Raw genomic sequence first — 14,511 nt, forward strand, 5'->3', positions numbered from 1 at the left:
AGAATTCAAACGTACATTATTGCTGAGCGTTGGCTCCGCCCACAATCTCGGAAATTTCCTGCGTGATGGCAGCCTGACGAGCACGGTTGTAAGTCAGGTTCAACTCGTTGATCAACTTGCTCGCATTCTTCGTTGCTGCTCCCATCGCGGTCATCTTCGCTCCAAGCTCACTTGCCTTCGCATTCAGCATTGCGCTGAAAATCAGCGTTTCCGCGTATTTCGGAAGCAGAACCTCCAGCACGCCTTCCGGAGACGGCTCATACTCATAACCAGTCAGGTTCTCCCCGCCGCCAATGTTCTCCATCGGCAGAAGCTTGGAGATCTCCTGAAGCTGAGTCAAGGCATTCACGAATTGGTTATAGCACAGGTATAACTCATCGATCTGACCCAGCTCGTATTGGTGAACCGCCGCGTTAGCGATGGTCTTAATATCCGCATAGGTCGGACTGTCGGATAAATCGGTGAGCTCCTCAACAACCGGAAGTCCACGACGGCGGAAATAATCCCGTCCTTTACGTCCGATCACAAACAGGCAATACTCGTCCTTGGACTGATGGCGTTCTGCGATAAAATTCGATACTTTACGCAAAATATTGGAGTTCGAAGCACCCGCAAGACCACGGTCTGAAGTGATCACCAGATAACCGGTTTTCTTCACTTCGCGCTTCTCCAGCATCGGATGGCTGATTCCCTTGGTTCCAGCAGCGATGCTGCCAACCACTTCTTTCAGCTTCTCGGAGTATGGAAGCGCGGAGGTCGCCTTCTCTTGAGCTCTTCTCAGCTTGGCAGCAGCAACCATTTCCATCGCCTTGGTGATCTGCCTTGTGTTCTGAACACTCTTGATCTGCCGCTTAATATCACGTAATCCTCTTGCCATGTTTTCACCACCTTAAAACTTTGGCGGAGCCAAAGTTACTTCGTAAGCATCAGCCTAGCTTTGGCGAAGCCAAAGCTAACTTCGTAAGCAATCACCTAACTTTGGCGGAGCCAAAGTTACTTCGTAAGCAATTCGCGCTTTGGCTGGGGCCAAAATTACTTCGTACGGGTAGACTAAGCTTTGGCTAGGACCAAAGCCACATCTGTTGTAAAAACCACTTTGGTCACAGCCAAAGCTACATTCCATATGATGAAAGAGGATGCCGGGCTTACCCCGGCTCCCCTCCTATTACTTGCCTGAGGAGCTTAGACCGAAGCGGCAAAGCCCTTCTTAAATTGATCGATTGCCGCTTTCAACGCGTTTTCGTTGTCGGACGTCAAATCCTTCGTATCCGTAATGGATTGAAGAATTTCCGGTTTATTGCTTCCAATAAACGCGAGGAACTCGCTCTCGAAACGACGCACGTCAGCAACCTCGATATCATCGATATATCCTTTAACGGCTGCGTACAAGCTAACCACCTGTTGTTCAACGGACAACGGCTGGTTTACGCCCTGTTTCAGGATTTCCATCAATCTTGCACCACGGTTCAAACGAGCCAAGGTTGATTTGTCCAGATCGGATCCGAACTGGGAGAACGCCTGGAGCTCACGGTATTGCGCAAGATCCAGCTTCATGCCGCCCGCAACCTTTTTCATCGCCTTGATCTGCGCGGAACCACCGACACGGGATACCGAAATACCGACGTTAATCGCTGGGCGTTGTCCGGAGTAGAACAGTTCGGACTCCAGGAAGATCTGTCCATCCGTAATCGAAATTACGTTGGTTGGAATGTAAGCAGATACGTCAGAAGCCTGTGTTTCAATAAATGGCAGTGCGGTTAATGAACCACCACCAAGCTCATCGTTGAGCTTCGCTGCACGCTCCAGCAAACGGGAATGCAGGTAGAAAACGTCACCCGGATAAGCTTCCCGACCCGGAGGACGACGGAGGAGCAAGGACAATTCACGGTATGCTGCCGCTTGCTTCGACAAGTCATCATAGATGATGAGTGCATGCTCGCCTTTGTACATGAAGTACTCGCCCATTGCGCAGCCTGCGTATGGAGCGATGTACTGCAGTGGAGCCGGCTCGGAAGCCGAAGCCGTAACAACGATCGTGTACTCCAGCGCGCCATGACGGCGAAGAGTTTCAACAACCTGTGCTACAGTGGACTGCTTTTGCCCGATGGCTACATAAATACATTTAACGCCGCTGCCCTTTTGGTTCAGGATCGTATCGATGGCAACGGTGGTTTTACCTGTTTGGCGGTCACCGATGATCAGCTCGCGCTGGCCGCGGCCGATAGGTACCATCGCGTCGATCGCTTTAATACCGGTTTGCATCGGCTCATGAACGGATTTACGGTCGATAACGCCTGGTGCACTGCTCTCAACCGGACGGAATGCAGTCGCTTCGATCGGGCCTTTGCCGTCAAGCGGCTGACCCAGCGGATTCACGACGCGTCCAAGCAGAGCTTCGCCTACAGGAACCTCCATGATACGTCCTGTACGCTTTACCTGATCGCCTTCCTTGATTTCGGAGTAAGGTCCCAGGATAACGACACCGACATTGCTCTCCTCAAGGTTCAGCGCCAGACCGAACACGCCGTTTTGGAACTCCAAAAGTTCCCCGGACATCGCGTTCTCCAGGCCGTACACGCGAGCAATACCGTCACTTACTTGAATTACCGTACCTACTTCAGAGACAGTGATATCGGATTTATATTCTTCAATTTGACTTTTGATTAAAGTACTGATTTCTTCAGGTCTGATACTCAACGTTTTCACCCCTATCTACTATGCTCGTCTATTAAAAGACTTTTCGAGACGTTCCAGCTTCCCGGCAATGCTTCCGTCATACAGCTTGTCGCCAATGACGACTTTCAGGCCGCCGAGCAAACGTTCGTCCACAACATTGGTCACGCGGATCTTCTGATGTGCTAACTGTCCGAATTCCGAAGCAACCTGTTCTTTTTCCTGATCGCTAAGCGGGTAGGTGGAGTACACAGTGGCGTCTGCCAAACCCAAGCTCGCACCTTGTATCTTCACATAACTGTTCAGCAGTTCTGCGAACATTTCTGCACGCCCTCTGTCGAGAAGCAATTCGATCGTGTTCAATACAGGCTGCGATACCTTCCCTGCCAACGCCTGGCTGATTACGTTCATCTTCACGGACTGGGGAACATTCGGCGTGGCGATGAATTTCTGGATGTCGGCATCGCCTTCAATGGCATGCACGACAGCCCGCAATTCCTCTTCCACTTCCAGACCCTTCTGCTGCTGAGCCGCCACTTCGAACAGCGCCCGCGCATACCGCTTGGCTGCTACCGTATTTTGGCTCATGGTCTGCCTCCTACCTCTTTAAGGTATTGATCCACCAGTTCTTCTTGAGCTTGGTCATTCTTGACTTCACGTTCGATCAGCTTGGTCGCGATCTTCACGGAAACGCTGCCGATTTCGCTGCGAAGCTCTTCGACCGCTTTCTTCTTCTCATTCTCGATATCACGAACAGCTTCGGATTTCAGGCGAATTGCCTCTTCCTTAGCTTGTTCCATAATTTGCTCTGCTTGTTTGTTGCTAGTTTGTCTGGAACGCTCGATGATTTCGTGAGCATCTTGACGCGCTTGCTCCAGTGCCTTTTTCTGCTCTTCTACATAAGCAGTTGCCTGCTGACGAGTCTGTGCCGCTTCGTTCATCTGGCTCATGACCAGCTCACGACGCTGCTCCATGATGCCGAACAATTTGCTGAAAGCAAACTTCTGAAGCAAAAAGTAAAGAATAAGAAACGCAAGAATAGTGATTACCATATTTTCCCATAGAATTGTCATTGAGGTCACTCCTTTCCATCAACACGAAGTGCGGTGCCTAACAAAACGAAGGCGCGGATGGCATCGGCCCTCCCCGCCAAACCGTTGTATTGTTATTAAGAGAACATGATCAAGAACGCGATTACAGTAGCTGCCAAAGGAATAACCTCTACGATACCAACACCGATAAACATCGTTGTTTGCAATTGACCACGTGCTTCTGGTTGACGAGCGATAGACTCAACTGTTCTGCTTACGATCATACCGTTACCCAAACCTGCGCCAAGGGCGCCCAGACCTACTGCAATAGCTGCTGCCAAAAATTCCATTGTTAAATATCCTCCTTAAAATTGTTTCAAAATTGAAATTTGGTGAAACTATAGAAAATATCTCTTTCGAAAAACACCGCTGTTACGGCGGATTCGTCCGAGTTGATCAATGCTCTTCGTGAATCGTAGTTTGCGAGATGTATACCATTGTCAAAATCGTAAAGATAAACGCCTGCAATGCACCGATGAAGATACTGAAACCTTGCCATGCGGCCATGAAAGGAATGCCCCAGAAGCCGGTTTTCAGAATCACCGTGATCAATACCTCGCCGGCAAAAATGTTGGCGTAAAGCCGGATTGCCAGAGCGATAGGTTTTGCCAGGTTCTCAATGATATTGAGCGGCAGGAAGATCGGGAACGGTTCGATGTAATGCTTCAGGTAATGCTTGCGATTCAGCTTCAGGCCCAGGTAGTTCATGAGCACGAATACAACGATCGCAAGACCGGCCGTAACGGAAATGTCCGCTGTTGGCGACTTCCACCACAATACGTGAGCATAGTGGCCATGTTCAAGTCCTAGTGTAGCCAGGATTGGCTGACCAAAGACCGTGAAGTTCTCCGGCAAGTCGGTGATAATTGAGAACGGCAAGCCCAGCAAGTTGGCTACAAAGATGAAGAGGATCAGAGTAAGCCCCAACGATATGTAAGCTTTCCCTTTCTTCAGATCCATCGCACTCGCTACGACGCCTTGCACAAATTCCACTACCCATTCCATGAAGTTTTGCAGTTTGGAAGGGTTTTCGACAGATAGATTACGTACCGCCAGCCGGCATAATACGAACACCACCACACAGGTGACAAGAAGCATTATGACCGCCGAAAGGTCAATATTCAATCCGCCAAGTTTGATAATCGGTGAATCATGCATATAATTGTTTTCACCCCTTTCCAAGTTAGCGCTGATCAATGATTGTTTCTCAAACTGAACACAATGCTGACAGGAATGGTCAACAATTGGGGTATGAACAGACCGGCGATTGCACCGCCGAGGGATACCTGTTCGAGTTTTACGGCGAAGATCACAATCAGGAGCCCGATGCACAATCTCGTAATGAAGCCGAAGTTGTACTTTTTCGGTTCCGGATCGACAGCCAATTGCGCCAGCTGCTGCACTTTCATGGAGAGGAAGCGTACATTAAACAAGCCCGCCGCCATGCCCATGATCAACCCCATAATTATCGGGCGGAATTCCGGATAGAGAGCCCATCCGAGAAACAAGGCAGACAATAAGAGTAACGATACTCTAAATACAGCGTTCACAATGGAAGTCAAATCATTCACGCCTGCGCCCCCAAAAACTTTTTAATGAGAAGAGCGATATTCAAAATCCCTACAAAGAGCCCCGAAAGCGTACCAATGGCAAGCCACACTCTGGGCCCGTCCAACTGATTCATGAGCCATCGCCCGGTAAAAAAACCGATGAGAATGTAAGCGGCAAGCAAACCGCCCGCCCCGCTAATGTATAGCGCTATCAACCAAGGGTTATCTTGACTTTTCGGATTTTTCATATGAACCTCTAATCCCAACTCATTTTACTGAATATAACAAGAGTTTGTCAATGAATCGATTTGATGGATTTCCCGTGTAAAATCGGCGTTTTGAGCAGTCTAAATTGCGCAAAACGCCGCGGTAACCGTACAGTTCAACTGTATGCTGTCCCCTTGCCAATCAGAATACGGTAAACTATGCCTTTGTGAACATTCTGTGAAATTCCTCAGGACGCTCTTTTCGAATGCCAAAATGGTGCAAAATCGCATTGACAATTCGCTGGGAAGCTTGTCCATCCCCGTAAGGATTAGCGGCTTTGCTCATCTTGTCATAGAGCTCCTGATCGGTCAGCAGAGCCTTAATGCGTTCGTACACATTCTCTTCCTGGGTGCCTACCAGCTCCAGGGTGCCGGCTTCAATGCCCTCCGGACGTTCCGTCGTGTCCCGAAGCACCAGCGTCGGCACGCCGAAGGACGGAGCCTCCTCTTGCATGCCGCCCGAATCCGTAATGATGAAATGCGTACGGGTGTAAATATTGTTCATATCCACGACATCCAGCGGTTCAATCAGCTTGATGCGCGGGTGGTTCCCCAAAATGCGGTGAGCCGGCTCTTTGACGGCAGGGCTCGGATGCACAGGGTAGACGATGGCGATATCCTCGAACTCGTCGGCAATGCGCTTCACCGCTTCAAAAATCTGACGGTGCGGCTCCCCTTGGGATTCGCGGCGGTGCGCCGTCATCAGGATCAGGCGCTTGCCCTGTGCCCAATCCAGAACCGGATGGGTATATCCTTCCCGAACCGTATACTGGAACACGTCCGTAGCGGTGTTGCCCGTCACGTAAATGCTGGATTCCGGCTTATTCTCCTTGCGGAGATTCTCGGCAGACCAGTCCGTCGGCGCAAAGTGCAGATCGGCCAGCACGCCGGTCAGCTGACGGTTCATTTCTTCAGGATAAGGATTCAGCTTGTTCCATGTGCGAAGACCCGCCTCTACATGGCCGACCTGAATCTGCTGCAGGAAGGCTGCATAGCTGGCCAGGAACGTTGTCAGCGTGTCGCCGTGCACGAGCACGATATCCGGCTTGGCCTCGCGCAGGACAGGCTCAAGCCCCTCCAGAACGCGTACGGTGATCTCGTTCAGCGTTTGACGGTCTTTCATCACGTCCAAGTCGTAGTCCGGAACAATCTTGAACACGTCAAGCACCTGATCCAGCATTTGCCGATGCTGCGCAGTTACACAAACCACCGATTCGATATGCTCCGGATGGCGCTGAAGTTCCAGAATAAGCGGCGCCATCTTGATCGCTTCGGGGCGGACCCCAAATATCGTCATCACTTTCACTTTTGACATGTTTGAAATTACCCCTCTTTGCATGCTTGTTTTTTCAATTCAAGTCGTACGAATGACTGGCTCGGCTCTTATTTCGTGCCGTACAGCCGATCTCCTGCATCACCCAGGCCCGGTACGATGTAGCCGTGGTCGTTGAGCCCTTCATCCAGAGCAGCAACGTAAATATCCACGTCCGGATGGACGTCATGCACGGCCTTTACGCCTTCCGGCGCAGCCACGAGATTCATCATCTTGATCTGGGTGCAGCCGCGCTTCTTCAGCACGTCGATTGCAGCGATGGCCGATCCGCCCGTTGCCAGCATCGGATCGATGACGATCAATTCCCGCTCCGTCACGTCGGTTGGAAGCTTCGTATAATATTCCACGGGCTGAAGCGTTTCCGGGTCGCGGAACAATCCGACATGCCCTACCTTGGCAGCGGGAAGCAGCTTGACCACGCCGTCCAGCATGCCAAGACCCGCACGCAGGATCGGCACGAGGCCGAGCATCCGGCCGGAAATGACTTTCCCTTGGGTTTCGGCTACCGGCGTCTGAACAGATATCGATTCAAGAGGAACCTCCCGCGTAATTTCATAAGCCATCAAAGTCGCGACTTCGTCTACCAATTCGCGAAAGTCTTTTGTGTTAGTCCGCATATCGCGTATAAATGTAAGTTTGTGTTGAATCAACGGGTGATCACAAATCACCAATTTTCCCATGTCTGGTCCCTCCGGTTTGAATGCAAATGTTATTTCAATATGGGCGTAAATACTTGTGAGCTCCATAAATCCTGTCTATTATATCATTCCCTCTAGTCAATTGACACCTGCACGAGTCATGTTTATTTCCGTGAGTTTTGACCTTATAACCGGATCTTCGTCAGCCCTGCACCTAGGTTTTCCATTTTCGCCTATATTGATCCTCACCGCCAAGCGACCCGACCGGGAGCATGCGAGCATAGCAATCTGGCCAGAATGTGACAGCTCCTAAAAGAGGACCCCACCTTCAGGTGGGGTCCTCTTATCATAGGCCTCTTATGCTGACGAAACTGTGATTAATATTTCATTTCGGCATAAAGAGGATATTGATCCGTAAGCTCAGCCACCAAACGGCCCGCTTTTTCCAGCGTTGCTTCGTCTTTAGGCTGCTTCAAGGTCATGGCAATAATCTTCGCGATTTTCACCATCGCCTGCTCATCCATGCCGCGGGAGGTTACTGCCGGCGTACCGATACGGATACCGCTCGTGACAAACGGGCTCGTCGGATCAAACGGGATGGCGTTCTTGTTGACGGTAATCCCGATGGAATCCAGCACCTTCTCTGCGTCTTTGCCGGTGATGTCCAGATTGCGGGTATCGACCAGCATCAGATGGTTATCGGTTCCGCCGGAAACGATGTTCAGGCCTTCCTCGATCAGGGTGTCAGCCAGCACTTTCGCGTTCTTCACGACGTTCTCTGCATACGTCTTGAAGGACGGATCCAATGCTTCGCCAAGCGCAACGGCCTTGGAAGCAATGACATGCATGAGCGGTCCGCCCTGGGAGCCTGGGAACACCGCTTTGTCGATCGCCTGTGCCCATGCCTTCTTGCACAGGATCATGCCGCCGCGAGGTCCGCGAAGAGTCTTGTGCGTCGTGGTGGTTACGAAATGGGCATGCGGAACCGGATTCGGGTGAAGACCCGCGGCAACAAGACCCGCAATATGAGCCATATCGACCATGAACAATGCGCCTACGTCGTTCGCGATGGCAGCAAGCTTCTCGAAATCAATAATGCGAGGATATGCACTTGCACCCGCCACGATCAGACGAGGACGGTGTTTGAAAGCCGCTTTGCGGACTTCGTCGTAATCGATAAGGAACGTGTCTTCCTGCACGCCGTATGCAACGAAATTGTACAGAAGGCCGGACGCGTTAACCGGGCTTCCGTGAGTCAAATGGCCGCCGTGGGCCAGGTTCATGCCGAGCACGGTATCTCCAGGCTTGAGCGCAGCCAAATACACCGCCATGTTCGCTTGGGCGCCGGAGTGCGGCTGAACGTTGGCATGCTCGGCACCGAACAATTCCTTCGCGCGGTCACGGGCGATATCCTCCACGATATCCACTCGCTCACAGCCGCCGTAATAACGCTTGCCAGGGTAGCCTTCCGCATATTTATTCGTCAGCACCGTCCCCATGGCTTCCATAACCGCTTCGCTGACGATGTTCTCGGAGGCAATCAGCTCAATGTTGCTGCGTTGACGCTTCAGTTCCAAATCCATCGCTTCCAATACAGCCGGGTCATTCTTCCGCAAATGTTCCATCATGTTCATATCCTCCCATAATCAATCGTTATTTTCTCTTGCCAAGTCAAGACTACAAGTTTACCTAATGACTAAAGCGGGCTCTCATTCGAATCAATCGCACAGCGTGGAATCATCCCGCTGCTCAAGCCGGTACACGGCGCGTTCTCCGCCGATCAGCTTCGGCCGGGTGTAAGCCGCCGTTACGCGCGCATCGCCGATATAACGCTCGCTCGGCCTGAACGGAACCGCCACTCTTCGCAAATGCATGCCGATCAGCGTCTCGCCGATATCGACACCCGCATGGGCCTCAATGGATTCCGCAAGGCAGGGCTCCTTCATACTCCGATACGCCGCCGAGGCCATGGAGCCTCCCGCCCCCGGAATCGGTACAGCCGCCACTTCCGTCAGGCGCAGCTCTTCAAGCAGCCCCCGCTCCATGACTAGCGCCCGGTTCAAATGCTCACAGCATTGATAGGCTACAGCGAAGCTGAATTCCGCTTGAACCTCGGCAATGCCCTGAAGAAGCTGCTGCGCCGTTTCAAGAGCGCCGCCCGTGCCGATCCGGCGTCCGACCACTTCACTGGTGCTGGCTCCGATGACCAGCACCTTGCCCGGTCCTAAGGCTGCCGCTTCGGCCAGCTCGCGGACGATCCGCGCCGTCTGTTCGCTCAAGGAAACCTTGGAGATATCCGTCATGTCACAGTCCTCCCGATGAATTTTTTCACAGAAGATGCTTCATTCCATACGCAATAACCGCAGCAGCTTACGCGTCGACCTATCGCGATTCGCTCTTCAGGTAACGCTCCTCGATGGCCTTGATCTTGTTCACGCGGCCGACATGGCGTTCGCCCTGGCTGAAATCCGTTGTCAGCCATGCGCTGACGATCTCGGCAGCAAGCCCGGGGCCGACGACGCGCTCGCCCAGCGCAATCACGTTGCTGTCATTATGCTCACGCGTGGCTTTGGCCGAAAATACATCATGCGTCAGCGCGCAGCGGATGCCCGGCACCTTGTTGGCGGCAATGCTCATGCCGATTCCCGTTCCGCAGATCAGAATGCCCCGATCCGCTTCACCCGAGACCACCTTCTCGCACACCGGAAGCGCGTAATCGGGATAATCCACGGAATCGGAACAGCCGCAGCCAAGATCCTCCACCTCGTGTCCAAGACCCCGAATGACCTCCACGATCTCCTCTTTCAGACGAATGCCGGCATGATCGGTACCCAATGCAATTTTCATCTATGAAAAACCCCCTCGAATGTTCGCTTTTGCGTTTTAGCTTGTTTCATTATAACCCAAACTCCACGCAAAAGACGAAAAAAGAGCAGTCGGCGCACGTATTGTGCTCCAAATGCTCTTTGCCCAGGCGACCGGCCGTATATTCCGATGCTCCATCGTGGTTTCATCCACTTCGTCGCCAGTTACATCGGATTCATGTTTTTCACCTTCATCTTAAAGCAATACCCTGCGAAAGGCAAGCGGCTTTTTTAGCCAGATTGAGCCCGGATCCAGATTCACTCTTCGCTTCCGTGGAACCCAATCCTATTTATGCTGATCCGCTTCCAGCTTGTCCAGCAGGCGGAAGAGCGCCGTCCGAATCTCCGCCGCCGTCGCCTCGTATTCCTCCCGCGAGCCGCCGAAAGGATCGGAGATATCGAAGCTCGGAATGCGCTGGCGCAGCTCGATCAGACGCTCCCGGTCGCGGTCGCTGACATCGCGGCCCAGCGATCTGGCCAGCTCAAGCGTCGCGTACAGGCTGTCCTGCTCCCGCAGATCATCCAGCACCCGCCGGTCATCCTCCACAAACTCCTTCAGCGTGTGCATCTTGTCGGCCGCATGCGGGAACTGCCGAATCGCATACTGCTTATGCGACTGGGTCAGCGTCAGAATCAGGTCTGCCCATTCCACAAGATTCGCGGTCAGCGGCTTAGATACCAAACGATCTTGAATATCCTGGTCCCGCAGTATCGATTCCGCATGACGGGATACCGGCATGCCGTCCACGGCCGAGACGCCGGCGGATTGCGTTTCCAGGGGAATGCCCCGCTGTTTGGCGAGCTTGCGCAGCATCCCTTCCGCCATCGGGCTGCGGCAGGTATTCCCCGTGCAGACAAACAATATATTTTTCACGGTCCCGTACCTCCCGTTGTAGGTTGTTTTGGGATTATTGTAACAAATATTGCATCAAAAGATAAACATCACGCCAAAGATGATCAAAATCAGTCCGCCCAGCATCTCGCCGTACTCCCCCAGCTTGTTGCTCGCCTGACGGCCGAGCAGCAGGCCAAGAATGGACAGCAAACCGCCCACGACACCGAAGGAGATCACGATCAGCAGCACATCATCCACGAACATCCCGAGCGAAACGCCTACCGAGAAGGAGTCGATGCTGACGCTGAGCGAAAACAGCAGCATGCCCAAGAACGCGGTAGGATGAATGCGCTGACCTTCCCCGCCCCGCCAAGAATTATACAGCATATGCCCGCCCAGCAGGAGGAGCAGCCCGCCGGCTGCAAGCCCTGTGACGTGACCCAGCAGCATACCTACATAGCGGCCGGCAAACAAGCCCGCCAGCGGCATTAGCATGTGAAACATTGCGATCATGAAGCTGATGCCCAGCATATGGCCTAAGCGCATGCCGCCTCTCATTCCGACTCCGATGCCAAGCGAAAATGCGTCTAGCCCGAGTGCAACCGCCATCAGCAGAATCGCCGCAAGCTGTCCCGATTGGACAGACGCCTCCAACATCCCCATTCCCCCAAGTCCCATGGTCTTGTACACCATATGCGGACAAGGGGGAAATCATGCTAAAACCGTTCAATCAGCATCGGCATTGACGTGGATGATGTGATGTCCCGCGGCCTTCAGCAGCCGGTTCATGACGGCTGCGCCAAGCCCCTGCTCCGGGCACGCTTCGGCCAGGATGAAAGTCGCGCCTTCTTCATCGAAGCGGCGCAGGCCGGCGTACAGCCGGCGGGCCGCTTCCTCCGGCGCGGCCAGGCTGCCGAGCGAGACGGCAACGTCCGCGCGGTAGCGACCGATGTGCTCGTCGAACGACAGCACGCCGGTCACCTCCCCGCGCCGGGCCGCCGCCTCGAGCTCGGCCGCGATGCGTGCCGACACCGCTTCGGCACGCGGGCCCTGCACCACGCACATCGCACCCTTCGGTGCGTAGTGCGTGTACTTCATGCCCGGCGAGCGCGGCGCCGGGCTCTCCGCCTCCCCGGCGGCGCGCTGCAGCGCCGGGTCCTGGCGCACGCTTGCCGCCACCGCGGCAAGCTGCTCGGCCGTGACGCCGCCCGGGCGGAGCACCGTGACGGCACCGTCTTCGCCGACCTGCACCACCGTCGACTCGACGCCCACCCCGGCCGGGCCGCCGTCGAGCACGCCGTCGATCGCCCCCGCCAGATCCTCCAGCACATGGCTGGCCAGCGTCGGGCTTGGCCGGCCGGAGCGATTCGCGCTCGGTGCGGCAAGCGGACAACCGGCGGCGCTGATCAGAGCCAGCGCCACGGGGTGATCCGGCATCCGCACGGCAACCGTATCGAGCCCGGCCGTCACGCGAGGCGATACGGCGCCCGGTTTCACGGGCAGCACCAGCGACAGCGGTCCGGGCCAGAACGACGCCATCAGCGCCCGCTCCGTCTCGTTCACCTGCTGGACCAAGCCGTCAAGCTGAGCCAGCTCCGAGATATGCACGATCAACGGATTGTCCGATGGCCGACCTTTGGCGGCGAAGATGCGCTCGACCGCCTCCGTATTGCCGGCGTCAGCACCAAGTCCGTACACCGTTTCCGTCGGAAAAGCCACCGTACCGCCCTGTGCAAGCACCTGGCCTGCTTCGTGCAGCGCCTGCTTCGCTTCCTTCTCGGACCCGAGGCTCTCCTTGGAGAGGGAGCTTAAGACGTGCCACACTTTGGTTGGCTTCGATGCAGCATTCCGGGAGCCTTGTTCCCGCTGCAGGTTGCGTTCCTTGTCATTTCCGTTCTGTTCCATACCTATCCCAAGCTTTCTGTATATGAAATATATAAACATCCAAACGCGTTTTGCCTATACTCCAAAAGAAAAAGCGCTTCTCGTTCTTCAGTCCCGTGCCGGTTCCCATGGAAACCGGTCGCGCCAAAGAGAAAGCACTCTTCTAGAGGTTGTTCAAAAAGTCCGCTTTTGATAAGAAAACCCCTCATCGAAGCCACTTCAAGGATGAGCGACCGCGATGCATAGGTAGGTTTTCTTGCGATATAGAATTTCATCAACTCCGTTGATAACTTATAAATCCTATATCTAACACGAAGCGAATCAAGAAGCAGCTCGGCATCGAATCTTGAATTCAGCCGGGCCTTCCGGTGCTCACGTACCCAAAACGTACGCTCCACTCCTCAGTCCCTAGCTTCATCCAACCTTCTCGGTGCTGAAAATCCACCTTTTTGAACACGTACTTCTTCATCCAAGTTTATCATACCCTGTCCGTATTGGAAATCAATACGCGGGATCATCCTAGAATAAGCTCGCCACCCAATTCCAGAGGCCCAGGAACATATCCCACAGGAAGAAGCGGACCTCCGGCTCGCTTTCGCTTGCCTTCTTCGGCGCTTCCTCCGGAGAAGCGTCGCCCGCATCGGCGGACACCGTTTGGATCCCCTTCTCGACAGGCTGAGCTGCCGCATCCCCGCTGCCGCCGTCGATGAAGCAAAGCGGCGGGAACAGGACGCACCACCAGTTTTGTCCTTGGCCTTCGCCTAGCGTAATCCGCAGCGCATCGTAATCGCCCGCCGGATACACCGTGCCCCCGTACAATTTGGTCGGGAACGGCACGACGCCAAGCTCTACATGATAATTGTAGGTAATGCCTCTTTTTCTCAGCTCTTCACCCACCAGCTGGCGGATTTCCGGAAGATGCTGCCGGGTTAATGCTTTGGCGTCTTCCAGGCTTTGCGGGTTCTCCAGCTGCAGGACCCACAGCTGCATTTGCTCAACGACCGCGTCACGAATCTCTCTTTTGACGAGCTGATCGGACGGGTTATCTGAATTCGCGAGAATGCGAAGCCGTATCGATTCTTGAGGGATCGGACCGCCGACAACGGAAGCATCGATCTGCTGCCCCTCCCAAGCCATGATGACCATAAACATGCAGGATAAGAGCACAACCATTTTTTTCACGATAATACGGAGGGTTTCACTATAATTTTTCATCTCGGACAACCGCCTCTCTATGAACGAAACTCTATGATGCTATCAGTATGTCCGACTGAAAAAGATATAAACATGGAATCTAGCAAATCGAAAAAAATTCATAGATTGGCGCGTCACGACTTTAACAAAAAAGATGCCGTTCCCATGGGAACGGCATCCTCT

The 14,511-nt window shown here is 53.7% G+C and carries 17 protein-coding genes and 1 riboswitch; all 17 genes read right to left on the reverse strand.

Going from position 1 to position 14,511, the window contains the following annotated elements; translation table 11 throughout:
- Nucleotides 1–16: 16 nt before the first annotated feature.
- A complete protein-coding gene (gene atpG, locus RB297_RS22325; protein WP_009590544.1) occupies nt 17–877 on the reverse strand; it encodes an ATP synthase F1 subunit gamma in 861 nt (286 codons plus the stop codon).
- Nucleotides 878–1,182: 305 nt separating this feature from the next.
- Entirely contained in the window at nt 1,183–2,697 is a 1,515-nt protein-coding gene (gene atpA, locus RB297_RS22330; RefSeq protein WP_015737746.1) for a F0F1 ATP synthase subunit alpha, read from the reverse strand.
- Between the two features lie 18 nt (nt 2,698–2,715).
- Nucleotides 2,716–3,261 (reverse strand): F0F1 ATP synthase subunit delta, encoded by a 546-nt coding sequence (locus RB297_RS22335; protein WP_096775856.1) that lies wholly within the window; start codon nt 3,259–3,261, stop codon nt 2,716–2,718.
- Nucleotides 3,258–3,746, reverse strand: coding sequence for a F0F1 ATP synthase subunit B (gene atpF, locus RB297_RS22340; RefSeq protein WP_375121483.1), 489 nt, complete (start codon nt 3,744–3,746; stop codon nt 3,258–3,260). Before atpF ends, RB297_RS22335 begins: the two co-directional genes overlap by 4 nt.
- Nucleotides 3,747–3,841: 95 nt before the next feature.
- Nucleotides 3,842–4,054 carry a F0F1 ATP synthase subunit C gene (gene atpE / locus RB297_RS22345; RefSeq protein ID WP_007128780.1) on the reverse strand — a complete coding sequence of 71 codons (213 nt, stop codon included), beginning with the start codon at nt 4,052–4,054 and terminating at the stop codon, nt 3,842–3,844.
- A 106-nt stretch (nt 4,055–4,160) separates the two neighbouring features.
- Nucleotides 4,161–4,922, reverse strand: a complete 762-nt coding sequence (atpB, locus tag RB297_RS22350) for a F0F1 ATP synthase subunit A (protein ID WP_009590537.1) — start codon at nt 4,920–4,922, stop codon at nt 4,161–4,163.
- Between the two features lie 35 nt (nt 4,923–4,957).
- Nucleotides 4,958–5,335: an ATP synthase subunit I gene (locus tag RB297_RS22355; protein WP_015737749.1), complete on the reverse strand. Its 378-nt coding sequence runs from the start codon at nt 5,333–5,335 to the stop codon at nt 4,958–4,960.
- The gene (locus RB297_RS22360; RefSeq protein ID WP_009590543.1) at nt 5,332–5,562 is read right to left on the reverse strand and encodes an AtpZ/AtpI family protein; all 231 of its coding nucleotides are present in this window, start codon (nt 5,560–5,562) and stop codon (nt 5,332–5,334) included. Before RB297_RS22360 ends, RB297_RS22355 begins: the two co-directional genes overlap by 4 nt.
- A gap of 175 nt (nt 5,563–5,737) precedes the next feature.
- Nucleotides 5,738–6,895, reverse strand: coding sequence for a non-hydrolyzing UDP-N-acetylglucosamine 2-epimerase (gene wecB, locus RB297_RS22365; protein ID WP_375121484.1), 1,158 nt, complete (start codon nt 6,893–6,895; stop codon nt 5,738–5,740).
- Between the two features lie 68 nt (nt 6,896–6,963).
- Nucleotides 6,964–7,593: a uracil phosphoribosyltransferase gene (upp, locus tag RB297_RS22370; protein ID WP_009590550.1), complete on the reverse strand. Its 630-nt coding sequence runs from the start codon at nt 7,591–7,593 to the stop codon at nt 6,964–6,966.
- A 335-nt stretch (nt 7,594–7,928) separates the two neighbouring features.
- Complete coding sequence (locus RB297_RS22375) at nt 7,929–9,179, reverse strand: serine hydroxymethyltransferase (RefSeq protein WP_009590552.1); 1,251 nt, start codon at nt 9,177–9,179, stop codon at nt 7,929–7,931.
- Nucleotides 9,180–9,269: 90 nt separating this feature from the next.
- On the reverse strand, nt 9,270–9,854 hold the full coding sequence (locus RB297_RS22380) for a TIGR01440 family protein (protein ID WP_375121485.1): 585 nt from the start codon (nt 9,852–9,854) through the stop codon (nt 9,270–9,272).
- Nucleotides 9,855–9,933: 79 nt separating this feature from the next.
- Nucleotides 9,934–10,398, reverse strand: a complete 465-nt coding sequence (gene rpiB / locus RB297_RS22385; protein ID WP_009590548.1) for a ribose 5-phosphate isomerase B — start codon at nt 10,396–10,398, stop codon at nt 9,934–9,936.
- 114 nt (nt 10,399–10,512) lie between these two features.
- Nucleotides 10,513–10,594: riboswitch (ZMP/ZTP riboswitch) on the reverse strand.
- 107 nt (nt 10,595–10,701) lie between these two features.
- The gene (locus tag RB297_RS22390; RefSeq protein WP_009590545.1) at nt 10,702–11,289 is read right to left on the reverse strand and encodes a low molecular weight protein arginine phosphatase; all 588 of its coding nucleotides are present in this window, start codon (nt 11,287–11,289) and stop codon (nt 10,702–10,704) included.
- 54 nt (nt 11,290–11,343) lie between these two features.
- Nucleotides 11,344–11,907 carry a manganese efflux pump MntP gene (locus tag RB297_RS22395; protein WP_375121486.1) on the reverse strand — a complete coding sequence of 188 codons (564 nt, stop codon included), beginning with the start codon at nt 11,905–11,907 and terminating at the stop codon, nt 11,344–11,346.
- 69 nt (nt 11,908–11,976) lie between these two features.
- The gene (locus RB297_RS22400) at nt 11,977–13,155 is read right to left on the reverse strand and encodes an L-threonylcarbamoyladenylate synthase (protein WP_375121487.1); all 1,179 of its coding nucleotides are present in this window, start codon (nt 13,153–13,155) and stop codon (nt 11,977–11,979) included.
- A 498-nt stretch (nt 13,156–13,653) separates the two neighbouring features.
- Nucleotides 13,654–14,349, reverse strand: a complete 696-nt coding sequence (gene spoIIR / locus RB297_RS22405; RefSeq protein ID WP_375121488.1) for a stage II sporulation protein R — start codon at nt 14,347–14,349, stop codon at nt 13,654–13,656.
- Nucleotides 14,350–14,511: the final 162 nt, after the last annotated feature.

Origin of the sequence: Paenibacillus sp. CR_12 (assembly GCF_041953985.1) — a bacterium.
Taxonomy (GTDB): domain Bacteria; phylum Bacillota; class Bacilli; order Paenibacillales; family Paenibacillaceae; genus Paenibacillus_AQ; species Paenibacillus_AQ lautus_A.

Excerpts from the sequence above, each read along its gene's own strand:
- atpG (WP_009590544.1), bottom strand. The coding sequence starts at position 877 with ATGGCAAGAGGATTACGTGATATTAAGCGGCAGATCAAGAGTGTTCAG.
- RB297_RS22335 (WP_096775856.1), bottom strand. The coding sequence starts at position 3,261 with ATGAGCCAAAATACGGTAGCAGCCAAGCGGTATGCGCGGGCGCTGTTC.
- atpF (WP_375121483.1), bottom strand. The coding sequence starts at position 3,746 with ATGACAATTCTATGGGAAAATATGGTAATCACTATTCTTGCGTTTCTT.
- atpE (WP_007128780.1), bottom strand. The coding sequence starts at position 4,054 with ATGGAATTTTTGGCAGCAGCTATTGCAGTAGGTCTGGGCGCCCTTGGC.
- atpB (WP_009590537.1), bottom strand. The coding sequence starts at position 4,922 with ATGCATGATTCACCGATTATCAAACTTGGCGGATTGAATATTGACCTT.
- RB297_RS22360 (WP_009590543.1), bottom strand. The coding sequence starts at position 5,562 with ATGAAAAATCCGAAAAGTCAAGATAACCCTTGGTTGATAGCGCTATAC.
- wecB (WP_375121484.1), bottom strand. The coding sequence starts at position 6,895 with ATGTCAAAAGTGAAAGTGATGACGATATTTGGGGTCCGCCCCGAAGCG.
- upp (WP_009590550.1), bottom strand. The coding sequence starts at position 7,593 with ATGGGAAAATTGGTGATTTGTGATCACCCGTTGATTCAACACAAACTT.
- RB297_RS22375 (WP_009590552.1), bottom strand. The coding sequence starts at position 9,179 with ATGATGGAACATTTGCGGAAGAATGACCCGGCTGTATTGGAAGCGATG.
- RB297_RS22380 (WP_375121485.1), bottom strand. The coding sequence starts at position 9,854 with ATGACGGATATCTCCAAGGTTTCCTTGAGCGAACAGACGGCGCGGATC.
- rpiB (WP_009590548.1), bottom strand. The coding sequence starts at position 10,398 with ATGAAAATTGCATTGGGTACCGATCATGCCGGCATTCGTCTGAAAGAG.
- RB297_RS22395 (WP_375121486.1), bottom strand. The coding sequence starts at position 11,907 with ATGTTGGAGGCGTCTGTCCAATCGGGACAGCTTGCGGCGATTCTGCTG.
- RB297_RS22400 (WP_375121487.1), bottom strand. The coding sequence starts at position 13,155 with ATGGAACAGAACGGAAATGACAAGGAACGCAACCTGCAGCGGGAACAA.
- spoIIR (WP_375121488.1), bottom strand. The coding sequence starts at position 14,349 with ATGAAAAATTATAGTGAAACCCTCCGTATTATCGTGAAAAAAATGGTT.